Consider the following 24558-nt stretch of genomic DNA (forward strand, 5'->3'; position numbering starts at 1 on the left):
TTGGACACAATTACAATACACAATTACAATATAACCCTCTTGCATCAAATTTTATATACGAACCATCCTATTATTTAGTATAATACTCAAGTTCCTCATAGTATGGACAACTTAGATAAGATTAATGGGAGGATATCATGAGTTCACAACCATCACAGCACAACCTTTCTTCTGAGAAAAAAGACCGCTTCTCTTCATCTGGATTTATATTTGCAGCCATCGGGAGTGCAGTAGGGCTCGGTAACATGTGGAAATTCCCTTATATTACTGGACAATACGGCGGTGCTGCATTTTTTGTACTGTTTATTGTATGTTTGATAGCCATAGGCTTGCCTGTGCTTCTAGCAGAGCTTACGATCGGTCGCGGTGGTCGCGGCAATGCATCATCATCATTCGTAAAGGTGGGCGGACATAAAATATGGGGCGGTCTTGGCATGTTATCCGTGATTGCAGCATTCCTGATCATTTCTTTCTACTCTATTGTAGCAGGATGGACGTTGAATTATGCCGTATCCGCATTTAGTGGCAAGTTATTTGACAACCCAGACTTCACCGCACAATTCAATGAATTCATGTCTGGGAATAAGCCTATTATGTGGCAATTCGTCGTATTACTACTCACAGGCTTAGTTGTCATCAAAGGCGTCTCGGCCGGAATCGAGAAGTTTAACAAAGTTCTAATTCCAGGACTCCTTATACTTCTAGTTGTATTAATGGTTCGCGCCTTGACCCTTCCAGGCGCAGGGGCAGGTGTATCTTTCTTCCTGAACCCCGATTGGTCCAAACTGGGTGCAGAATCCTTACTTGTTGCACTAGGACATGCCTTCTTCTCTCTCTCGTTAGGTATGGGGGCAATGCTTACTTATGGTTCATATGTGGAGAAACGCCAGTCTTTGGGTGCGGCTACGCTGGCTATCGGAGGCGGAGATCTACTGTATGCCTTTATTGCAGGTCTGATCATCTTTCCAACGACGTTCTCATTCGGAATTAATCCAGCTGAAGGCCCAGGCCTCGTCTTTATCGCATTACCTGCCGCGTTCTCTGCTATGCCATTCGGAACATTGTTTGGTGGTTTATTCTTCATATTACTCGCTATAGCAGCGTTAACATCGACCGTATCATTGTTAGAAGTACCCGTGGCCTACACCATGGAACGTTGGCGTTGGACTCGGGCCAAATCCGTATGGATTATCCTGTCCCTCTCCTTCCTACTCGGAATACCATCTGCACTATCACTCGGAGTAGCATCTAATATCACATTGGGTGGTAAAGGATTCTTCGATTGGATGGATTTCATAGCCTCTAATCTCTTACTCCCACTGGGGGGCTTGATTGTTACCGTATTCGCAGGCTATTTCTGGAAAGGTGTAGCAGAAGAGGCTGGCTTAACGGCATGGTGGTTCCGGATCTGGCTATTTATGCTGCGATTCGTAGCACCCATCCTCGTTCTATTCGTATTTTTGCACACCTCCGGTGTTATTAAGTTCTAATCAATTACATCCAGTAACAAAAATTAACGATATAAACAACGCGCACAAGCCCAGATGGGCTTGTGCGCGTTATTTATTATTTATAGATCCTCATAAACATTATTTGATAGCCATCACTCGGTAACAATCAACTCCTGGGCAGTCATGTAAAGATGAGTAGACATCCAGATCATTTTTTTACGAATTATATATTGACTTGATATATATCATACTGATATATTAAAATAGCAATCGGAACACACAATATACCATTATTTCTAAACACCGATAAGGAGGTCCATTTTTTGAACAGTCAGGATGTTATTCTAGGCATGCTTATGAAAGAATCGTTAACTGGATACGAAATAAAGCAGTTATTGGAGGATGTATTCGCATATTTCTATAGCTCGAGTTATGGAACGATTTATCCCATGCTGACTCGGATGGAGAAGGAAGGGTTGATCACCAAGGAAATTGTGCTTCAGGACGGTAAGCCTAACAAGAATGTTCTAAACATAACGGATAAAGGCCGAGATTGTTTCAACGCCTATTTACAAGGGCCTCTGGAGGAAGATAGCACCAAAAAATCGGATTTTATGATGAGGCTTTACTTTGGTGAATTTATTGGGTATGACAAACTAGTTGCCTTGTTGAAGCAAGTACAAGAGGATACTCAAAAGAAGTTAAATCAGTTATGTGAAAAACATTTGCTTTATAAAGATGAAATGCATCCGACACAGATTATATGCATCCAGATTGGAATACAAGAATATAACGCTAAACTTGAAACCATCGCCCAAGGATTGTTAAGTATAGAGCAATTAGAACAAGGAAAAAGCGGCGTTTAATAAAACCTAATTGGGAGGAATTTTAATGAAAACGATTTTTATCACGGGTGCCTCTTCAGGAATTGGAAGAGCTACAGTAAAATATTTTGCTGAAAGAGGATGGAATGTAGTAGCTACTATGCGTACACCTGAGAAAGAAACTGAGTTCATTAAGGTGGACAATATTGTGGTGCTAAGACTTGATGTTGAGAAACAGGACACGATTCAAAGCGCGGTAGCAGAAGCCATTCAGCGGTTTGGTACCATTGACGTTCTTCTCAATAATGCGGGGTATGGAACAATGGGGCTTCTCGAAGTAGCTACAGAAGAACAGATTAGAAGACAATTTGAAGTGAATGTTTTTGGTATGATCAACATGACTAAAGCCCTTTTACCTCATTTTAGATCTATTCAAGAAGGCATGCTGATTAATATTTCTTCTATGGGAGGAAAAGTTACCTTTCCTACAATGTCACTTTATCATTCAACTAAATTTGCGGTTGAAGGCTTTTCTGAATCCGTCTCTTATGAACTAGCATCACAAAACATCAAAGTAAAATTGATTGAACCAGGAGCTATTCATACGGACTTTGGCGGAAGATCCATGGAGTTCTTTTTTAATGATTCATTAACTGACTACACGGAGTTCACTTCTGCATTTCTGGGTAAATTAGGGAAGATGGAAAAAGACCCCGCATACGCCTCATCTCCAGACCTTGTCGCTGAGACGATATATCAAGCGGCAACAGATGGCACAAGCCAATTACGATATGTTGTTGGTGAAGATGCCAAGATGCTTATTAATATGAAGGAAAATTCGGATGATGAAGAGTATATGAACAATATAACTCAGCACTTTTCTTAATAACGTTGGATACATATCCGATATCAAGCAAAGAACCTCTAAAGTACCGAGCGGATTGAACGCCTGATGTACGTTCAACCCTGCCTGACATGCAAAGGGCACCTATAACAGGTGCCCTTTAATTCGCCTTAGATTGTTAAGCTAAACCTTAATCAGGGAACTATACATCCCTGCATTCGGCTCTTACATGATGAATGATGCTTTATTCATTACGGCTACTTTTATTCATTTTTCGAATAAGAAGTATAACGAGTATGACGGATACCAGCATGATGACACCATTGAACCATACCCTTTGCTGTAACCACCATGGTGTTGGTAATTTAGAAGGAGTAGCCTCTTCCAAGAAGATTACTTGGGCACCCAATTTTGCCTCGGGTACATGCTCTTGTTGAATATGTGTCTTGAAATTCACGATATCATACTGCGGCTGATCCACGTTATCCTTACCGTACAACAACTGATAGGGCTGATTCCCTTGATCCTCGAACACTACTTTATCTACAACAAATTCAGTCGTTACACCCTTGATTTCCAAAGGTGCATCGTCATGATTGTTAATCGTTATGGTGAAATAAGGTGCGTTGATCGGTACCGTTCCAATAATGGTCGTATTGGCAATTTGAACGTCCTTGAAATCTAGACGATACAATTCACCCTCACCCTCAGTCCTCACCTTGCTCCCATCCTTATCATATACATCATAGGATCTTTTGAAATTACCCTCCACTTGAAGTTGGACTTTATTGAGCCTAAGCCTATTTTCATTATGCACGATAATGTGAGTAAACTTCGCATCCTGCTGTATTTCGTACTTTGGCTTAGCCGACTTCTTATATTCATTCCATCTAACATCACTTGTGTTATGGATCAATTCCAGCTGCGAGAAAGGAAGATTCTCCACATTATTCAGCACATTCAATCGATAATAACTGAATTTATATGCTGTCTCGAGATCAATAGTCGCCTTCTTAAGTGAGTCTGTCCGGTATAATTCATCCTTTTTCACAAGCTCCCATTCGTTACCATCATAACTTCCGTAGACCTCCACATGCTTCAAAAAAACCTCGTCCGGCAAATGAATCGCTAGGATGTTACCCTGAATGTCTACTTGATCATGAATCGGGATAAGACGATAGTCGAATGAAGTGTTCTTATTCTTCTTAGCCTTATTGACCAAAGTGGATCTGTACGTTACTTCTTGCTCTACCGATTCACCATACCTACTATTGATATAAAAAGGGACATATTGTCCCTTAGTGTTCACAATGCGTAGATCGCTCAAATCTGAGTTCGCTCCTGCATACGTTTGTTCATCTAGAAAGAAGGTTTGGTATCGACTGCCCTCCTCTTGCAGGATCAGCGGTTTCGAGAAACGCCACCCCTGCGGTCCATCTCCATCTTCTGCCGCAGTAACGTTTACTCCAGTAAATAAGCATACGAAGGATGCTAATATAGCTATCGTACTAACTCTTCGAATCAAGTTGTTCCTGAGCATGTTGTGGCTCCCCCATTCTGCTCGATACCTTCTGATACGCATAGGAAATGCCCAATAGTACAAGTCCAAAACAAAAATAAGCAACAATTTTGCTACCCGTCGTAAGCATACTCAGATCATACAATAACAGCTTACCTGTTGAGAATAAGGTCAGCCCCAGACCTAATCTTCTAATATATACGTACTTATAGCGGAACCCAAACGTGATATACACAATGGCCAGTAACAAGTACAACATACTAAATATTAAGCCGACATCTGTTAATTGCAACTGAACCATTAAGAACGTAGTCAATATACCCAGTAGATAAATCCCTAGAATCACAGGATAGAACTCGATACTCTTGTACTGCTGGCGAATAAACGCGATGAGAAAATCTCGAATACCGAAAAACACAAGTACATTAAAGCCAATCAGTACTCCTAGCGCTATATATTCTGCAGCACCATTATCCGAGTGATCATAACTCAATGCCGGAAGAGCCATGGTGACACCCAAGCAAATGATGTACCCAACTCCATATAGAAATAAGCTGTAGTACTTCACGATTCGATCATACAGCACTGTAATCTTCATAAGTGTGTAGGCAAGTGCTATCGTCAGCAAGGCACTCATTAACCCTTGATAAAAGTTATAATGCACAACGTCGTAAGGTACGAACTCGTGATACAAATGCGCGGCCTCGTATAAGAGATAGAACCATGTATTCACCAGTGTTACGTATTTAAAATAAGTTATCATCCGTGCCTCAATAGGTCGATTATACAAATATGCTACATGTCTCTTCTCTTGATGAGCATAGAATAATGTAACCATCAGCATACCTATCGCAACAAACGTATACTTCAGAGCGAAGTATACATCTTGATAATCCACTAAGTGATTTGCCAGTATATCTACCCAGAGGAACGTTCCAAGACACAACGCTAGAATGCCCCAGCCCGCCTTCTCCAACGGCTTGAACCGATTTAAGTTCCCGTATATCGTCAAGAGAATACCTTCAACAAGCCATCCCATCGACAACCACTGAACACCGAACTGAAATGGGATCATTAGAACCGCGAACGTGAGTGAAGTTGCATAGAAGAGCAGTGTCGTTTGCTTCTCTTGCTGCATAAACTTCTCAACGAATCGCCCCAAACCAATATACACAAGGCAAAATACAAGGGCTAATAAGCCATTGAAATCTTCCAAATCGGCCACAGCAAACAATACATATAACGTGCCACAGCTGATCGTTGTATTCAAAGCGAGTAAAGTGAAATCCCACCAAGATAGCTTCGTTTGAACCTTAAATGGATACACCAAAGTAATACCAAGATACATCATAAATGTAATCACAACGTACAGCATACCTACAGCTTCACTTTGTGCTATCGCCACTAAAGCAATCATCGAAGGTACATTGAACATGAAGCTTATATAATTGACAATGACCCAACGTTGTCTAAATGACACAAGTAAGATGAAACCGTTCAATAAGAATAAATAGACCATCGCGGCATACACCGCATTCCCCTCAAGACCGAAGGCCCCCATATATGAGAATAAGGGTAGATATCCACCCACGAGACCCAGAGAACAAATCGTTCGTGAATGGAACCTTAGCGATAACAGGACTGCTGTAATGGATACTAGAACCGATAAAGATAGGCCCACAACAATATCTATAATATGCAGTAAAAAGTAGCTATAAAAGATGGACCCATATAATACTGAAATACCGCCACCTAACAACACTAATGCAAAAGTCTGTCTCTGCTTACGGAACAGCCATTCTCCACTGACAAGCATCAACGCCCCAAGTAGAAAAAAGGTACTCCCCTTCATGTATCCATTAAAAATATCCGAATAGGTATATTTAAACGCTACTCCTACCGCTAAAATAAGTAGTAGCATCCCCAACTTACTGATCCAGTTCAGACCAATTTTCATTTCGAATTGATTCTGCTTTATTCTCTTCTGCATGACTTCTTCGCTAATTTCCTCAGAACCTAGTTGATCAAGTCCCATACTCGCATACTGCCGAAGCCGTAAGCCATCTTCTTTCAATCGCACACGATGCTTCATAATGGTGTCATTTAGTTCAGTAGACATTTGCGTTAGCCTTGCTGTGGTTGCTTCCTTCTCCTCTTTGAGCTGACTCGATGCCTGATCAAACAGCTTCCTAAATTTAAGCTTGGTTTCATCTTCAAAGGTTTCCAGTCGGTTGGCATAACTATTTGCTCGCGCAGCAAAGTATATCTCCAACTTCTCACGTGATACATGAATAATGTTGAGCTTCTCATTATAGATTTGCTCTGTTAGAGAAGAACGCAACTGCACATTCTCTTCTTCCATATGTCTAGTCTTATCCTGAAGCTTCGTTAAGCTAAGTTTCATTTCCTCGTATTGCTCTCGTAGCACTTGATTCTCATGAATTAAATCATTGGACTCATATTCATTGATAATGTCTTGATACTCTTTCATTAATTTACGCTGATGATCTTGAACGAACAATAAGCGATCCTTGAATTCCTTCATCATGACCCCCGCTATATTTCTATTGTTAATATTTACATTTTACTATAAAAATCCCACACAAAAAGTATTATATTGGAAATGTAAAACTCTCGGTCATTTAGTTCGTAATAAACGGAAACTTTCTTATGTATTCGGACAATAAAAATACGCCCTTTCTCATCTTTGAGGTGCACCCCTTATAGTAGACATTGGAAAAACCCATATGGGAATAGATAAAGATCTTTACAACCAACAACTTCAACGTGAGAATGCTGTACTAAAAAAGTGCTTAGAAATCTGGAAACGAGAGGTATGAAAGGCAAGTATGCTATTATCGAGGAGTTATCTGATCTGTACCCAGTGACTCTGCTCTGTGAATTGCTTGATGTATGGAGAAGTGCATATTATCGATATCTTAAACGGAAGCTATTGGACCCTGATCGCGAAATCAAGCAGCGGATCAAGGCGATTTATCTACAGCGTGAGCGAAAGCTAAAGCTTTTAAAGAACATAAGGATGCTTTGGGCTAGATAGCTGATCTAATCGTTCATAGCGACCAGGGGGCCCAATATACGTCCCATGAATATCACGCCTTACTGCCTACGGTTGGCGCCCAAATCAGCATGTCGCGTCGGGGCAATTGTATAGACAACGCCGCAATGGATAGTTTTTTCTCTCATCTGAAAACGGAAGCACTCTACCCATATGATATTACTTATTCAATTAGCGAGGCTCAACAACGAATTGAAGAGTTCATTCGATTTTATAATAATGAACGAATCCAAATTAAATTAAAAAACAGACACCAGTTGAATACGACTACAATTTACGGCTCTAATTCATAATCAGTACTTGCAGAAAATAGAAATCTATGCTGATCGTAGCGAAGAGGATGGAATTGTCGTGGAGAAGTGTAGCGTTCGCCTTTGCCCCTGAATTTTTACCGAAAAGAGCGGTATATTCAAAAAAATTTGGGGGCAACAGCGATCGGAAGGACAATCCATCCGCGTAGCGGTCATTTATCAACTCGATACATTTGTCAAGCTCTGATTTTGGTGTTGAACCCAATTTACAGCATAAGTGTTAAAAAAGAATCAACTGTTAGACTGGACTTCATTAAACTAACGGGCAGGATAGCATAGTGATTATCGACTTAAAGAGTAGTTATGTAAGGTTCGATAAAAATTGTTTATAACTATTTATTACCAAATGGATTATCGAAAAAATAGTAAAATAATACTGTTAAGCGCGATGGCTGGCGATAGGGATTTCATTTCGATTATCCTTTCTGCGTCTATATAAGCACATGTTTTTCCTTATAGAAATTATTTTTTCTCAATGCAACATTGTGTTTATTTTATTCAATAGATTCATTTTTGGCCATTCGAAATGTTATAACAAGAAATGAAAGGGGGAATGGCGTTGATTAAACATAGCAATCTTGAAGAATATCAAGATCCGGTAAATTACGATCTTGAATTTGACGGTGAAATGGACAAATATCAGTTCTATCTTGAGCTTGCTAGATCGAGTCCTGGGGAAGTGTTAGAACTTGCTTGTGGTACAGGCTTAACAACGATAGCCCTGTCGAAAGCCGGCATAACGATGACCGGTGTAGATATCTCTTCAGCGATGCTCGCATATGCGCGGTTGAAGGCGGAAGGGTTGACTGTTACTTTTATGGAAGGCGATGCCCGTACCTTCGAATCGGACAAGCGATTTTCGATGATTTATTTGACTGGTAATGCATTTCAGGCATTCTTAAGTGATCAAGATCAAATCGATTTGCTCATGACCGTTCACAAACATTTACAACCCCATGGAATCTTTGCGTTCGAGACCCGTAATCCGGAGGGAACCGATTTATCCGATCAAGAGGAGACAGAATGGGGATCATTTATTGATAAGGATGGGAATAACGTCAAGGTATCAGGCACACAATGTTACGATGCTAGCCAGCATATTATGCACTGGGTCACGATGCGTGATTGGGGGTATAAGCGAACGACTTCTCGAATTGCTTGTCGGTTCACTGATCAGGATACGCTGCATTCTTTATTAACCCGTCACGGCTTTCGCGTCGAACATCAATATGCTGACTGGGATAAAACGCCGTTCTCTCCATCATCTTCATCTATCATTAGCGTTTGTAGGAAATGTTAGGAGAGACGTAATGCATTGCAATAGAAAAAATCCCCTCAGGTCGAGGGGATTTTTAGTGATCCTAAGTTTAGCATACTTTTCGCATTAATAATTCAATCGGTCCGCGGGACATTCGTTTTCTCCACCCACTTCACAATAAAGACGAAACAAGGCTTATTATAGAAACATTTAAATTATTTATTAGCTTTATGAACTTTCAATAGCTTACCCTTGATCGTCGTATTCTTCATAACATCAATGACGTGAGGACCTTTACCATTCAATATCTCCACATAGGATACGTTATCTTGAATCGTAATAATACCAATGTCATCAGCAGTTACGCCCTCAATTTTCGCAATGGTTCCCACGAAATCTACAGCTCTAATTTTCTTTTTCTTACCACCATTAAAGTAGAGCTTCATAATTTCTTTGTTTAATTGTTCATTCTTATCCTGTTTAAGCGTAGGTTCAATCCCAATTTTCCCTTCAAAAGCGGCCTTCTTACTTGTCACTTCTTCTCTAGAAGGAACACTTCCTTTAGGAATGTTAAAGCCAATGTATCCTTCAATTTCATTCAGGAATTTATCTTCAAAAGGGGTTATGAACGTGATCGCTTTCCCCGTCTTACCTGCGCGTCCTGTTCTTCCCGTACGATGCACATAGCTCTCTTTCTCAAGCGGTAAATCATAATTAATCACATGCGTGATATTATCGATATCAATCCCTCTTGCAGCAACATCTGTGGCCACTAAGTAACGGAATTGCCCTCTTTTGAAATCATTCATCACTTCAAATCGATCTTCTTGCAGCATACCCCCATGGATCTTGGAACAGGTATAGTCTGCATTCGTTAATTGCTCGCACACCTGATTTACATGTTCTTGTGTACGACAGAAAATAATACAGCTATCTGGATTCTCAACGATCGTAATGTCCTTCAGCAGAGAGAATTTGTCCCCTTCTCTTACTTCAAATAACGAATGCTCGATGGTCGCTGTCGTAATTCCCGTAGCTTTGATCTCAATTTGAGTGGGATTAGTCATATATTTATAACAGAGCTTCTCTATATCCTTAGGCAACGTAGCTGAGAATACCATCGTAACCCGTTTTCTAGGTAGCTTCTGAATAATAGACTCCACTTGCTGAATAAATCCCATACTTAACATCTCATCTGCTTCATCGATCACAAGATATTCAAGGCACTCTAATGCAAGCGTCCCTCTCTCAATATGATCTAGAACTCGTCCAGGTGTACCTACCACGACGTGGCTTTTTTGCTTCAATTCTGCGGTTTGCGGAGCATAGGGCTGCTTGCCATATAGTGCTGTCGCTTTGATTCGTTTGAATCGCCCAATGTTCGTAATATCTTCTTTCACTTGTGCGGCAAGCTCACGAGTCGGGGTTAGAATTAACGCCTGTGGCTTATTTTCTTTCCAATCAACCATGTCACAGATCGGAATACCGAAGGATGCCGTCTTTCCACTTCCTGTTTGCGATTTCACGACAAGATCTCTCTTGTCCAGCGCCATCGGTATGACTTCACGTTGAACCTCAGTTGGATGCTTATACCCCAAACTATCAAGCGCTCTTACGATGTCTTCACTTAATGTATAGTCTTTGAAATGTTGAGTACTCATGTATTAACCTCTTCTACTTTTGGTTTATCTTGCTTATTGTTATATGTCTCCACGATCAATGAATTACATACCTTCACCTATTATACTCGAATTAGCAGGGCTGCTAGAATAAATTTAATAATCAGTAGGAACAACAAGAAACGACTCCGCCGTGGGGCAAGAGTCGTTAGAAGTTCGAACCTAAGAATGACTTCCTCAGAATCAGTTAAACAAATTCACCTGAATGAATTAGCCTTAGCCGTTTCGCTTCGACAATGGCTTCCGATCTAGTACGGACATTCAACTTCTCGAAGATCCGCGTCAGGTTATACTCCACTGTCCGCTGGCTCATGATCAGCTTAGTGGCAATATCCTTATTGCTGCTACCCTTCGCCACTTCTTGTAGTATCTCTTGCTCACGCTCGTTAATGGATACTTCCTCTATCGTCTTATCATCTCTCGATTGGTTTATCCGAATTTCATTACGACGTAACTGACGAAGAAGCGTAATAGGAATGACCGCCTCCCCCCGAAGCGTACAACGGATCGCATTAAGTAATTGCTCACGAGATGCAGTCTTACTCACAAAGCCGGATACTCCCGAATCATTAAGTAGATTATAATGGGGACTGATCTCATACCCCGTATAAATAAGCACCCGGCTGTCTGGGTTCGTATTCATCATTCTCTTCGTAAGTTCCAAACCATTAATACCTGGCATGTTCAAATCGAACAACATAACATCGAACGTCTCTGTCTTGACGATCTCGAGTGCTTCCATCCCTGATAGAATGACAGTCACCTGCATATCCGCATCCTGTTCAATCATATTTTTGGTCCCTTCACCTACGGAAGGGTGATCGTCAACTAACAAGATTCGTACCATTTAGACCACCTCCTCTTTCTTATGTGTATAATCAATTTCAGTCTCAAGTGGCAGCGTGATGAATACTTCGAAGCCTCCTCCAACTTTGGATCGGAAGGAGATCTCTCCTTCCAAGCTACGTACTCTCTCCTGAATACCTGATAGCCCCATATGCTGGAATGAATCTCCAAGCTCTTTGAGCTCCATTCCGATACCATTGTCTTTATAGTACAGCCTAATAACATCATCCTGCTCTAGTTCAATTAGAACCGTTGATGCCTTTGCATGCTTACTTGCGTTACGAAGTAGCTCCTGCACCATACGATAAATCGCGAGAATGTGTTCGTCACCTAAATCTCTCACAAAAGGTGTTACACGAAAATCTATAGCATAATTAGATCGCATCTGTGCTTCTTCAAACAACCGTTCCAGCGCTTCGATAATCCCCATTTCCTTCAGCAGAGGAGGCCTCAGCTCGTTGCAGGTCTCGCGAATCTGGTGGATAACATCAAGCAGTCCCTCGCGAATCGTATCCATCTCCAATCTAAGACCAGGCGCCATCTCACAACCTTGCATTTGCATGGCCGCTTCCAGTCTCCGATACCAGATCAATTGATCCTGCAGTGCCGAGTCATGAAGATCTGCCGCCAACCTGCGGCGTTCGTTCTCCGACAGATTGAAGATAAGCCGGAGAACCCAAGGCGAACCTCCCTTTTGCTTCTGGATTTCCGATTCCAAATCTATGAGCAAACCTTCAATTAAGTACAAATTCTCAAAGACGATAGCGCTATAATTAGCTAATGTATTAAGCCAACCAAGCTCATCAATGTTAAACTTCGTCTGATTCTCCTTGTCAGCAAGCCATAGTAAATGATATGTTGATCCTTTATGGCCAATCACCACACCTAATCCGTGTGGAACCGATAGGGTCTCTCCAATGCTCAATCGTTGTGATAATCCTCGTAAGCTAGTTATCACCTCTGGAGGTACCTTGTTTCGAATGACATCGACACTAGCATGAACGTCTTTCTCCACCCTTAACTCTAGGAAAGCAATATCTTTTACCGGTAGAATAGACAGAATCTCCTGCTCCAGCACTTTCTCTAGATCAGGGCGTTTCATGACACGCGATATACGTTTGGAGAAACGATCCAAGCTTCCTTGAAAATTGTACAAATCTTTATTAAGTTTCGGCCGTAGACGGATATCCGCAAATTCCTTACCAAATAGAAAGAGTGTAATCATCATATAGACGGCAAGGAACATCTGTACCCATTTTATCCAAGAGTAGTCATCCTGACTCATAATGAGTGCAGCAAGACCGGTAATAAGCAATGTCGGAAAGAATCCAATCAGTGAATAGTAAAAGAAGCGGTTCAACAAGAAATCAACATCAAACAACTTCTTACTTACAAACATATACAAATACACGATCGGAATCCCAAATAAAAAAATCGTTGTTAATTCTGCAGGAACCAATGTGACTCCGATCAATCTCGGAATCGCAAAAAAGAGCAAAAAAGGCAAAAAGCCAATCACATGAGCGATGAAAGAAAGCTTGAATAATGACCGGAGCTTATCATTCCGATGCATTACAAATTTACAGATCAATTTATATACAATAAAAACATTCGCAACTACGAAAAAGAAAAGAACAAAAAAAGGAGAATACTGATTGATGGGATAATAACCTGTAAATAACCTTCCTTGACTGTAAATCAAACTAATAACTATGTAGACATAGAGAATGTTAAGAAATCGCCTGGATACAAAACGTTCCTCATACCGCTCTAAATACTCATTCATAAATTGCATGAAGAAGACCGGCACCAGCATGAACATCAAAGGTTGTGTCAGGTGACCTATGGGATTCAAACGCGCAGAAGAAAAGGAACTCAAATAAGCTAATCCAATGGATAAAAAAAACAATATAAGATAAATCGCTGCTTGATCTTTTTTTTTCCTCATATACACAAGTACAGAAAATCCAGTAAACAGGATAACTGCACAGATCGGGAGTACAAAATGAAGAACAACCTCTTTTAAAGATATTTCATCTTCTACGGAAAGAGAAAACTGCTGATCTCCACCCTCCCCCACTCGGGTTAACTGAATGGAGGATGCTCCTTCTATGTAAGAGTACGTACGGACCGTAAAGTAAGAAGAAGTCGGATGACCATCAACCTGAGTAATAATATCCCCAATAAATATACGTCCATATCCCCAATCTTCTGGTGAAACTTCCGTCACAACCTGCTGACCCGTCTCATCCTTTGTCACTGCAACTCCAATGATTTGATGGTTTAAAATGGAATATGATAAATAGCTTGTAAATACAATAAATAATAATCCAAACACGGAAACACTGACTTTATTTAACAAAGAATACACCCCACGTCAGATGTATATTAGGAAAACCAAATACTCGCCTTCAAAGGTTCATTCTTCCTCCCATTCTCCAACACATCTATTAATGCTCTTTGTTCGATTTCGCTAATACCTGCCAATTGAAGTTGACCACCTTGTAAAGTAACCCCTGCTCCTTGATTTTTCACTAGCATTTGGACCAATTCCTTTAACATAACAATCCCTCCAATCGATTTATAAGAGATTTTCCTCTTAATTCCAATATATCAACTCACTCCACTCTTTAAAACGAAAACCTAGCTTGTATTTACCACAATTCGTATTGCGGTCGATTGCGTGGTATTTCGGTGATAACGGCTCTGAGAAGCGGGTATTATGCCTATTACTCTGCTAGAGCAAGCATCTGGTCCTTCCAGTAAGGCGCCATACGAAGTTGCTCAATCAGGTTCAAATACTTATAATAGTGTGTTCTCATCCGAACAGAGGTGTAGAGTAACGTCCCTGTCTTCTCAATAAGTAGCTCAATCTCCTCTTTACGATCAATCACATCTTCAAGCTGTAAGTGTCCTTCAAAATAATCATTGACCCATTCATCCTTCTCCGATAAAGACTGCAATAGGAACAGTGTTGGAAGTGTCTTCTTACGATTCAAGAAATCATTCTTATTCTCCCAATTCACTAGATCATGAATATCATTCTTGATTTGTGCAGCAATGCCAAGCTCTTCGGCATATCCTCTGACTAATGGGTCCTGCTTACCTGTAGCAAGCAGTGCACCGATCATACATGCCGATACGAGGAGAGCCGCTGATTTCTGTTCAACCATTCGGATATAATCTTCTTCGTTCTCAATACTGTTCAGAATATCCGTCGTTTGACCATTGATGGCGGTTAACGTCTGCTGACACATCAGCTCAGTAGCCTCATGCCTCCATTCTAGAGGAAATGAGCTTGTAAGCAGCATCTTCTGAGAAAGTGTTAACATTCCTATAGCTATATTAAGCGCGATCGCAGGTTCAAGTTGGTTCCATACTTTACCTTTATTATCTTGGTCCTGCAAATCATCGATCATATCTAGTCCAAGAATCATCAACTCAACCGCCGCTGCTGCGAGGTAGATCTGATCACCCTCCCCACCAAACATCCGATAATGTAGGACGGTCATTTTGCTTAAAATCATAGACTCCTGCTGCTTATCTAACATACATGCAATCGCCTGCTCATACAGGTAAGGCTCAATAAAGGAGGTCCGAAAGCTTGATCGCAATTCCTCCTCTATTTTGTCTATGAAACCTTCCATTTCATAACCTCCCAAATAGTCCCTGTTTCTTTCATATTAATATATCCAACTCCTTTTATCCATTGTTTTCCTATTAAAACAAAAGGACCTCATTCTTTTAACGAATAAAGTCCTTATCTCAACTCCCTTATAACAAGAACAATAGTACAACCTTATACTGACCATCAATCGCCAGGAGCTCCTTAGCAGATAAATCATAGATGTCATTAAAAAAAACTTTTGAGCCGTGTTAATAATTACACAATAAAAGGGCGATTCGTTAGCTCTTATGTGTGAAACCCAAATCTTGGTGAAGAGGAATAGCGTTTAGCTGTGTAACTTCAACGTTCATTTGAGTGAATAGTTTCTTCAGCATCTTCATCCGCGCGCGCGTCAACACATCCAACTGCTGATAATAGTTAGAATTTAAATGATAGGTTAGCGCTAATCGCTCTTCCTCCACATCATGATCAGATGGCCAATCAATAAATTTAACCTGCATCTTTGATCACATCCTTATTATTGTTTGAAGGAATCAACCACTTCGAAGCGCCACATTACACCAGCCATACGAAATTTCCTCACAGGACTGTTCCACGGGCTTATTCTCATACTCTGAAATACTGAGCCTTTCGAGTCCATGCTTCATCGACTTTGTTGTAGCTTGCTCCGATCCAGCTCATACATAGCTATTATTTCAATTTTTTCAGTATCTACCTTCTCTTCAGGTTGCTGTACCTGCTTAGTTTCAGTTCTGAAAGAGACTCCTGGTATCGCCTTCCAGTCCTCTACTTCCTTGTTTAAGAGCGAATGAAGTGTTTGCTCCGACTCCCACTTGACGCAGCCATCGGCTTTGGTCAGTTTGAGCACCTCCTCATGCATGCTTGATGGTTTTTCTCCGAACCACACGATCCGAGTCCGGTCATCCAGTTCCTTCAATACTGATGTCAACCTTGTACATAATTGATAACTTGCCGGAGTAACGTTGAATGCAACCGTTTCGTTCCCTATTGCGATTAAGTCCTCCACGGTATCATACAGATTAGATAAGTTCGCTTGGATATATTGAGTAAAAGATGTTCCGTGACTCTTGAAAAAAGCTCTTATGTACCGACAATCCAGATTGTCACCAGCTACGAATAACCCAGTAGCTTGTTGTTCAAGATGTACTAGTGTGATTCCATTCCCCAATGATAAGTTGGACATCCTTCCATTTCCCCTTTCCTACTTAAGTCGTCGATCTTGCTTGTTATGTTACTTTCATTAAATTATGCTTATAGATTCTGTATGTGAAGTTGTTAACTGTAGTCTCGTTCATTGCTTGTGTCCCCCGTGTTGTTCTTTCCTTTGATTTCATAATAATATATATTTTCCTCTTTCACACCGAAAACCACACTGTTATTAACCACAAACATCTTGCGCTTGGTATCCGCAAATACACTGCAGTTCTAATATATAGGCATTGCAAAGAGTGCCTCCACGCTCATGGAGGCACTCTTCGCTCTATATTAGCAAGGTTAAGCTTGCTTCATCTAATCCCGTATTTTCTTCCTCGCTACGCCTGTTTCATGGGCTGCCTGAACGACAGCATCACGTACCTTCTCCACAATTTTTGTGTTAAATACACTTGGAATCACGTACGTTTCTGTTAACTCCTCATCCGTTACAACAGAGGCTATAGCTCTTGCAGCCGCTAGCTTCATTGCTTCGTTGATTTCCGTTGCTCGGCAGTCTAATGCACCGCGGAATATTCCCGGGAAACAGAGCACATTATTAATCTGATTCGGCTGATCTGATCGCCCTGTAGCCATTACCCTCACGTAAGGCTGTGCTAGATCGGGATCAATCTCCGGTACAGGATTCGCCATTGCGAACACGATCGGATCAGGGGCCATATGCTTAAGATCTTCTACCGTTAAGATATTCGGAGCAGAAACACCAATGAACACATCCGCACCGTGAATAACCTGACTTAAACTTCCTGTTACCTGCTCGGGATTGGTCAGCTGTGCATACTCTTGCCACTGAGGAGAGCTATAGACCATCTGTCTATGAATAGCACCTTCCCGATCGACACCGATAATATGGGTCACTCCAGCAGCAAGCAACATCTTCGTACAAGCAATACCTGCTGCGCCAATGCCGTTAACTACCACTTTAATATGTTCCATTGATTTGCCCGTCAACTTCAAAGCGTTCAATAAACCTGCCAGAATAACAACGGCTGTTCCATGTTGATCATCATGGAATACCGGAATATCCAACTCTTCTCTTAAACGCGCTTCAATCTCGAAACATCGGGGAGAAGCGATATCCTCCAAGTTAATACCACCGAAAGTTGGAGCAATGGCTTTAATAATTTGAATGATCTCTTCGGTATCTTTCGTATCCAGACAGATGGGGAAAGCATCAACACCAGCAAACTGTTTGAACAACATCGCTTTTCCCTCCATTACAGGCATCGCCGCGCTTGGGCCGATATCTCCAAGTCCAAGTACAGCGGTACCATCCGAGATGACCGCAATGGTGTTCCGCTTGATCGTGAGGGAATAAGCTTTATCTGGTGACTCTGCAATTGCCATACAGACACTTGCTACGCCTGGCGTATACACTCTAGATAAATCATCGCGATTCTTAATCGGAATTTTAGATTGAATCTCAATTTTCCCCCCGAGATGGACAAGAAATGTTCGGTCTGATACATGAATGACACGGACGCCATTCAATTGATGCAGCGCCTCCTTCACCCGCGGTACATAATCCATATCAGCCGCATTAACAGTTACATCACGAATCGTATGTGATTGACTGGATGAGATGACATCAATACCTACGATATCCCCGCCGCCCTCTTCACATATTCGTGCGACCTCACTAAATGAGATCCGTTCTTTCTCCAGTTCAATACGAAATATCAAATATGCGCTTGGTGATCCCGCTTTGCTGTGTACCGACATTCATTCGATCCCCTTTCGGTAGCCCTTGTGATTGACTTAACGCTAGCGTTAACCTTAATCTAACAACACATCACAAAGCGTTAGCGCTTTCATGGAGTGTCTCTATGAGAATTACACAAATATTTTAAATTTCCTCTATTTTAAAAATACAAGTTTGAATAAATTTTTCACCTTACTTACGTAATACTCGGCTGTGTAGGTTTGCACATGCAATATAGGAAGGGATTTACCCCTTCCTACGGATTGTGTATATGATTGAAAAATATGATAATTTAACTGCGATGACAAGGGAGTTGATACTATGTTTGATGAAGGTAATCATATACCGTATTCTCATTACGGCTCTAATTCATAATCAGTGCTTGAAGAAAATAGAAACCTATGCTGATCGTAGCGGAGAGGATGGAATTGTCGTGGAGAAGCGTAGCGTTCGCCTTTGCCCCTGAATTTTCACCGCATAGAGCGGGGAGATTCAAAAAAATTTGGGGGCAACAGCGATCGGAAGGACAATCCATCTGCGTAGCGGTCATTTATCAACTCGATACATTTATCAAGCACTGATTTTGGTGTTGAGCCCTAATTACGAAACAATTGCTCTAACGCTTTCTCCGCTCGGTAAGACGATAGGTTAAACGATTGCCATTGACGATCTTGCTGTGACAATTCCAACCAACGTTCATACAAATGTTCTTGAATCAATCCAGACTTCTCTTTATTAAGCTCTAAGAGCAAGGGGATTGCGTCTGCGGATAGGCTACCTAAGTAATCTACATCAATAGCCCCACTAACGTGGTAACGCTCTATGTTCTTCTCGGTAATGATCGTATCCATACCCACATAATTAACGACTACATAAGCTATCAAGCTAATCACAATGTACACTTTAGCAAGGGGAATGTTATGAAAATGAATTCTGAGACCTGCAATGACCAACAATAGGGCCAAAAATATCATAAATGCATGCACAAGAAAACGTATCGTAGTGTAGCCATAAACTTCTTCATAAAGAACCAGCCGGGTATATGCTGAATACAACATTACTCCAGAGCATCCAACCAATATATAGAGCATCATATTGTTTATTTTTTGCAACAAGCTATGTTCCTTCCCACTATATACTAGCGTTCCCAACATAATGACGAAGTTGATTATAGTAACAGCTAGCAACTCGAAAAACCCACTTCTCGCATATTCAGCATAGGAACTTCCCTCTGGTAATGCGCCTAACCATGCACCAAACAAATAGGAGAATTGTAGAACAACAAACATGACATATACGGTGTTTATAGCAATTAATACAGTAACAAGAATAATAGGATCTAGCTTCCATCCTACTCGGTCCACCTCTGGCTTTTCAGACACCTGCACATAGATCTTAGAGTCAATAAATCCCCATAAGTAACCGAAGAATGCAAAACAGAAAAGACCAGTCCATATCCCCCGTATAAGAATCTCATCTAACGCTAGATTGTTCATCCAATCTGGAGCAGAGAATAACATTTCGCCGAATGCCCCATCTGCCGAAGATAACAGGCTAATGACAACAATTAACAAAGGCAAAGCAATCGCTAGACCAATCATCACCTTACCTAAGACAACCTTTCGTTGATCTCCCATTTTACTAATAGAGGACGTCCTTACAACGTTAAATACAGTTGGAAAATGACGAAAGCTCTGCGGAATAAGATGATCTAGAGCATCCACAATTAATCGAAATTTATACCAAGGACGTTTCCTACTACTGAACATAAATGTGATATGTATAAATATTAAAGGGGGAATAGCAACAAAATTAAGAACATGAAAGAACGAATTACTAAACAAAACATACGTCATCGAGAGCATGATAATAACCCCGAATAGCAAATAACCAAACCACGAACGTTTACGCATTTGATCCTGTGCGCCCAAGAACATATAGACGTATAAGAGAATCACAAAAATAGGATAAGATACACCTGGAAGATGGCCAAAGAACAAATACTGATGAATAACCGCCAGAACGAGCGCACTAATGAATGCGATAAGAGATCGATTAGACGTCGATATCATCTTACTTAACATAGTAAATACCTCCACTTTTTACTTCCTAACCCCTATTCTAGATGATAAAATAAGAAGATAAAGAGAAATAAAAAAATTAAAATTTCCTATTTTAGGAGCCAATACGATATGAAGTTACATACTCAATTTTTAAGACTCTATTCCCATTATGGAAGCTCTGAAGAGATCGCTATCACCTTAGATGAATTAGCCATAACCTTTACATGCACACACCGTAATGCATTAACGATCATTAACAAGATGGTCCAGAACGGATGGATCCTCTGGTTCCCTCAGCGCGGAAGAGGACGCCGCTCAAAGCTGCAATTCCTTATACAACCTGAAGAAATCGCCGTAGAATCCATGATGCAGGCCATTAATAGACACGACATCAAGGAAGCGATTGGTCAGATCAGAGTCCACTCTCGCTCGTCCTCGATGCAGGATCGACTTCAAGGATGGATGCTTTCTTATTTTGGCCATCATTCAGAGATGAAGCGCGATAAACAGATCGATACATTACGAATCCCTATTCGTCAGCAGCTTCATACCGTTGATCCACTCTATATGAACCTGCTTGCCGAATCCTTCGTATCTAGCCATGTATTCGACGGTCTCGTTAGAAGAGAGAATAACAGCAATGAAATTGTGCCGAATATCGCCCATGCTTGGGAAGTCGATGATCGGCGTACGATGTGGACGTTCTTCTTACGCAAAGAAGTTCTATTTCATAATGGCAGCATCATGACTGCGGAAGATGTGGTATACACGTTCCAGCGATTAATCGAAACCTCACGAAGAACGCTATACAGTTTTATTTTCAAACAAATTGAATCCATTCGAGCTATAAACGCCACTACCGTGTGTATTACGTTAAAAGAACCCAATGAGCTATTCCTGTCCTTCTTATGTACAAGTCGTGCTACTATCGTCCCTAGAGGCTTAGATCAGCTAACAGAGGCCAGCTTCGGCACGAAGCCTATCGGAACAGGTCCGTTCAAAGTGACAGAGATGAATGATACGGTATGTGTGCTTGAGGTATTCCCGCATTATTTCCAAGGACGAGCGCATCTTGATCGGGTAGAAATCCTCCAGATTCCTTGGGGGAATGAGCCCGAAACGACAGATCAGGGTGAGCAGACATCTCCCTTTCACGTCATTCTAAGCCCATCCTCTGCTGAAGGACAATCTTGGAGCCAGATCCATTCCGAAGCTTCTGTGCGGAAATTTGTAACCTGTAATACGCAAAAAACCGGACCCCTAAGTGATCCAGTTGTTCGAGCTCATATCTTGTCATGTCTAAGTCCTGATGAAGTAGACGACGTTAACTTCCATCGTGAAGCAGACATAATGAACCTCGGTCCAATACAGATTGCCACGATTCCACAATACAGAAAGGATGCTAAATACATTGCAGCGCGACTTCAATCTTTTGGTTATGAATGCAAGGTCGTATCGTCTTCCCCTGAAGAGTTCAAAGGTTCTATTCGGTTAGAATCGGACCTGATTGTATTCTCCTTATTCCGAGATCAGGATGAGCAGCTTCGCTTATTTGATCTCTATCAGACGATGTCCGCGCACGTTGAACCACACACTCGAGTTGATATTATGAAATCACTAGACTCCGTTTCACGGGAATCAGAACCGTTGGCAAGGGCTAGACTATTCAAGACCATAGAGGCACGTCTGATTCAAGAACATCAATTACACATCTTATATGAAAAAAAGGTTCAAACCGCCTATCTGCCTTCTGTTCGCGGAGTGACCTTTAATAGTCAGGGTTGGGTTGACCTAAGACACATTTGGTTCCCACCTACATCATGATGAAATAGGGGAACTTTCAACATGAGACTTACGGTTACATTAACTCGGAAGCAAAGAACGTCTCCATTCTTTTCAAGAATGCTTGTGCAGATTGACTTAGATATTTATCATTACGATAGAACATTTCTAACTTTCGGGTAGGTGAATGCTTGATTGAAATTGCACGGATATCGAGGGACTGGAAACTATCAATCAGCTGACTAGGTTGAATCGTAGCTCCGATCCCTTCTTTTACCAGTTGAAGCAAAGAGGTCACTGACCCTGTTTCCATAATGGGATCGATAGAAATTTGCTGATTTGTACACCATGTGTCAATTAAATCCCGTCCATAGAATCCCTTAGGATACATCACTATTGGTATATTTATTAAATTCTCAGCCACAATCATATCTTCTTCTGCTAACGCATGTTCTTTATTAACATACAGACTATACGTTTCGGTATAACAAGGAATGCAATTCAAACGATGATCCAATTGTATCTCTAAGCCAACTCCAATATCGACTTCATTGTCGAGCACTTTATTCAAAATATCAATGGATGGGATGACCTGAACTTTAGTATGGGGAAATTCCTTGTGGAAATCTACGAGTAACGATGTTAATCGATAATCAAGATCTGAAGGGAGTACAGCCACACGTAAATGACCTGTATTCAGATTCGTAAGATCCGATATAGCATTTTTTGCATTCTCTAATTGTTGAATAACTTGGATAGCGTGATGCTCAAGGAGATTGCCTGCTTCCGTCTTAAACGTCTTTTTACCTATACGATCGAACAGAGGTACGCCTAACTCATCTTCTAATACCCGTATTTGCTGACTTAGGGTGGGCTGTGAAATTCCCAGCTTAAATGCCGCTTCAGAAAAATGTAGTTCATTGCATAATACAAGAAAATATTGCAGTTGCCTGATTTCCATGCGACATCCTCCTTCATTAATAGTCTGAAGCTATCATTTATATAGAAATAGTAGTATTGAACTATCATAAATGTAAGTCTACAATGAATTCAATGATAAAGAAAGAAGGTGCCTCATATGCGTGCTGTTTACCTCGTTATAATTATATTATTTATTTCTTTAAATTTAAGGCCATCCATTACCTCTGTGGGTCCCTTACTCGATATCATCCAGACCAGCTTAGGAATGAGCGGGTTGACAGCTAGTCTAATAACCACGCTACCTGTTTTATGTATGGGCCTATTCTCTATAGCGGCCATTAAGTTAAATAACCGTTTAGGAGTCGAAAAATCTTTACTACTAGCCATGCTTTTAATATTTACGGCAACCTTTCTCCGTATGTTCGTCAATGATCCTTTTTTCTTACTTACTACAGCACTGTTATCGGGAATGGGTATAGGGATTGCTGGACCCTTAATTTCAGGGTTTATCAAAAAGTACTTTCCCGAAAAACCTGGTCTAACAGGTATCTATTCCGTATCCATGGTTATTGGCGCAGCGATTGCATCTAGCTTTTCTGTCCCCTTGTTCCACAGCATGAATGATTCTTGGCAGCACTCACTAAGTTTCTGGAGCATTTTAGCCATCCCTGCTTCTTTACTCCTTCTCCCACTTCTAAAAAAAGGAGCGCCTAATAAAAATCCGATATCAATTTCATCTATATTTACAAAAAATAAACGTGTGAGTTTATTCATGTTATTTTTCGGATGCATGGCAGCTATTTTTTATTCGATAACAGCTTGGTTGGCTCCCATCGTGCAATCTACAGGCTTAAGCTATGCTCAATCTGGCAATATCCTCACCCTGTTTACAGTAATTCAAATTCCTATAAGTTTTACAATCCCTATGATTGTTAGTAAAACAGGCCATAGGAAAACTTGGTTACTCGTATGTAGTCTATCTGAAATCATAGGCATCGTATTGTTAATGGCGCACTTCTCCCCATGGGTAGCTACTATATTTCTAGGTATTGGAGCTGGTGGTCTTTTCCCTTTGGCTCTACTCATGCCTATTCAAGAAGCTAGTAATACAACAGAAGCCATATCATGGTCTGCTATGGTGCAATTCGGAGGTTATTTGTTAGGGTCTCTAGGCCCTGCGTTTATCGGCCTAACACTAGATTTATTTGGAAACTTTGTCCCCGCGTTCATTGTACTCATCCTTGTCATAAGTGTAATGATGGTTACAAGTTTAAAAATTGGAAATAACATAAAAAAGAGTTCATAAGATCCATATGATTTTTGCACAAAAAAAAGTGAAGTCTTTTATTTGTCCATTGAGTAAACCAAAGAAACCCTCTACTATTGCATTATAGATAATGATTCTCATTATCGGTAAAGAA

21 protein-coding genes are annotated in these 24558 nt (G+C 40.9%); 9 read left to right on the forward strand and 12 right to left on the reverse strand.

Annotated elements, in window-relative coordinates; genetic code table 11:
• The first annotated feature begins 137 nt into the window (after positions 1-137).
• The 3 genes from UB51_RS21305 to UB51_RS21315 all read left to right on the forward strand — a co-directional run bounded on the left by UB51_RS21305 (position 138) and on the right by UB51_RS21315 (position 3161).
• On the forward strand, positions 138-1490 hold the full coding sequence (locus tag UB51_RS21305) for a sodium-dependent transporter (RefSeq protein ID WP_044879022.1): 1353 nt from the start codon (positions 138-140) through the stop codon (positions 1488-1490).
• Positions 1491-1774: 284 nt separating this feature from the next.
• Positions 1775-2317 carry a PadR family transcriptional regulator gene (locus tag UB51_RS21310; RefSeq protein ID WP_052676028.1) on the forward strand — a complete coding sequence of 181 codons (543 nt, stop codon included), beginning with the start codon at positions 1775-1777 and terminating at the stop codon, positions 2315-2317.
• A gap of 25 nt (positions 2318-2342) precedes the next feature.
• Positions 2343-3161, forward strand: a complete 819-nt coding sequence (locus UB51_RS21315) for an SDR family oxidoreductase (RefSeq protein ID WP_044879023.1) — start codon at positions 2343-2345, stop codon at positions 3159-3161.
• Positions 3162-3363: 202 nt separating this feature from the next.
• Here the strand turns inward: UB51_RS21315 and UB51_RS21320 are convergent, their stop codons facing one another.
• Both UB51_RS21320 and UB51_RS21325 read right to left on the reverse strand, forming a co-directional pair.
• On the reverse strand, positions 3364-4659 hold the full coding sequence (locus UB51_RS21320; protein WP_044879024.1) for a DUF3999 family protein: 1296 nt from the start codon (positions 4657-4659) through the stop codon (positions 3364-3366).
• A complete protein-coding gene (locus tag UB51_RS21325) occupies positions 4628-7186 on the reverse strand; it encodes a DUF2339 domain-containing protein (RefSeq protein WP_234405484.1) in 2559 nt (852 codons plus the stop codon). The genes UB51_RS21320 and UB51_RS21325 overlap by 32 nt, the downstream gene beginning before the upstream one ends.
• A gap of 288 nt (positions 7187-7474) precedes the next feature.
• Between UB51_RS21325 and UB51_RS21330 the strand changes: the two genes are divergently transcribed.
• The 3 genes from UB51_RS21330 to UB51_RS21335 all read left to right on the forward strand — a co-directional run bounded on the left by UB51_RS21330 (position 7475) and on the right by UB51_RS21335 (position 9325).
• Positions 7475-7696: a hypothetical protein gene (locus UB51_RS21330; protein WP_044879026.1), complete on the forward strand. Its 222-nt coding sequence runs from the start codon at positions 7475-7477 to the stop codon at positions 7694-7696.
• 83 nt (positions 7697-7779) lie between these two features.
• The gene (locus UB51_RS29840) at positions 7780-8007 is read left to right on the forward strand and encodes an integrase core domain-containing protein (RefSeq protein ID WP_445322386.1); all 228 of its coding nucleotides are present in this window, start codon (positions 7780-7782) and stop codon (positions 8005-8007) included.
• Positions 8008-8578: 571 nt separating this feature from the next.
• Entirely contained in the window at positions 8579-9325 is a 747-nt protein-coding gene (locus UB51_RS21335; protein ID WP_144407051.1) for a class I SAM-dependent DNA methyltransferase, read from the forward strand.
• 173 nt (positions 9326-9498) lie between these two features.
• Here the strand turns inward: UB51_RS21335 and UB51_RS21340 are convergent, their stop codons facing one another.
• From UB51_RS21340 to UB51_RS21370, 8 genes are all read right to left on the reverse strand, one after another.
• Entirely contained in the window at positions 9499-10944 is a 1446-nt protein-coding gene (locus UB51_RS21340) for a DEAD/DEAH box helicase (RefSeq protein WP_044879027.1), read from the reverse strand.
• 205 nt (positions 10945-11149) lie between these two features.
• Positions 11150-11809 carry a response regulator gene (locus UB51_RS21345; RefSeq protein ID WP_044879028.1) on the reverse strand — a complete coding sequence of 220 codons (660 nt, stop codon included), beginning with the start codon at positions 11807-11809 and terminating at the stop codon, positions 11150-11152.
• Positions 11810-14170: a sensor histidine kinase gene (locus UB51_RS21350; RefSeq protein WP_044879029.1), complete on the reverse strand. Its 2361-nt coding sequence runs from the start codon at positions 14168-14170 to the stop codon at positions 11810-11812.
• 26 nt (positions 14171-14196) lie between these two features.
• On the reverse strand, positions 14197-14370 hold the full coding sequence (gene comX / locus UB51_RS28365) for a competence pheromone ComX (protein ID WP_160297292.1): 174 nt from the start codon (positions 14368-14370) through the stop codon (positions 14197-14199).
• A gap of 167 nt (positions 14371-14537) precedes the next feature.
• On the reverse strand, positions 14538-15455 hold the full coding sequence (locus UB51_RS21355) for a polyprenyl synthetase family protein (protein WP_052676029.1): 918 nt from the start codon (positions 15453-15455) through the stop codon (positions 14538-14540).
• A 259-nt stretch (positions 15456-15714) separates the two neighbouring features.
• Positions 15715-15936 (reverse strand): hypothetical protein, encoded by a 222-nt coding sequence (locus UB51_RS21360; RefSeq protein WP_044879030.1) that lies wholly within the window; start codon positions 15934-15936, stop codon positions 15715-15717.
• A gap of 143 nt (positions 15937-16079) precedes the next feature.
• The gene (locus UB51_RS21365; RefSeq protein ID WP_044879031.1) at positions 16080-16640 is read right to left on the reverse strand and encodes a radical SAM protein; all 561 of its coding nucleotides are present in this window, start codon (positions 16638-16640) and stop codon (positions 16080-16082) included.
• 326 nt (positions 16641-16966) lie between these two features.
• Complete coding sequence (locus UB51_RS21370) at positions 16967-18391, reverse strand: NAD-dependent malic enzyme (RefSeq protein WP_044879032.1); 1425 nt, start codon at positions 18389-18391, stop codon at positions 16967-16969.
• Positions 18392-18696: 305 nt separating this feature from the next.
• Between UB51_RS21370 and UB51_RS28370 the strand changes: the two genes are divergently transcribed.
• Positions 18697-18837 carry a hypothetical protein gene (locus tag UB51_RS28370; protein ID WP_160297293.1) on the forward strand — a complete coding sequence of 47 codons (141 nt, stop codon included), beginning with the start codon at positions 18697-18699 and terminating at the stop codon, positions 18835-18837.
• Between the two features lie 130 nt (positions 18838-18967).
• Here UB51_RS28370 and UB51_RS21380 read toward each other — a convergent pair whose 3' ends face one another.
• The gene (locus tag UB51_RS21380) at positions 18968-20455 is read right to left on the reverse strand and encodes a DUF4153 domain-containing protein (protein WP_044879034.1); all 1488 of its coding nucleotides are present in this window, start codon (positions 20453-20455) and stop codon (positions 18968-18970) included.
• Positions 20456-20563: 108 nt separating this feature from the next.
• Between UB51_RS21380 and UB51_RS21385 the strand changes: the two genes are divergently transcribed.
• Positions 20564-22258, forward strand: a complete 1695-nt coding sequence (locus UB51_RS21385) for an ABC transporter substrate-binding protein (protein WP_044879035.1) — start codon at positions 20564-20566, stop codon at positions 22256-22258.
• 34 nt (positions 22259-22292) lie between these two features.
• Here UB51_RS21385 and UB51_RS21390 read toward each other — a convergent pair whose 3' ends face one another.
• Entirely contained in the window at positions 22293-23177 is an 885-nt protein-coding gene (locus UB51_RS21390) for a LysR substrate-binding domain-containing protein (protein ID WP_044879036.1), read from the reverse strand.
• 117 nt (positions 23178-23294) lie between these two features.
• Here UB51_RS21390 and UB51_RS21395 point away from each other — a divergent pair, with 117 nt between their 5' ends.
• Positions 23295-24443 (forward strand): MFS transporter, encoded by a 1149-nt coding sequence (locus UB51_RS21395; RefSeq protein ID WP_044879037.1) that lies wholly within the window; start codon positions 23295-23297, stop codon positions 24441-24443.
• Positions 24444-24558: the final 115 nt, after the last annotated feature.

Source organism: Paenibacillus sp. IHBB 10380 (assembly GCF_000949425.1).
Lineage (GTDB): Bacteria > Bacillota > Bacilli > Paenibacillales > Paenibacillaceae > Paenibacillus_AQ.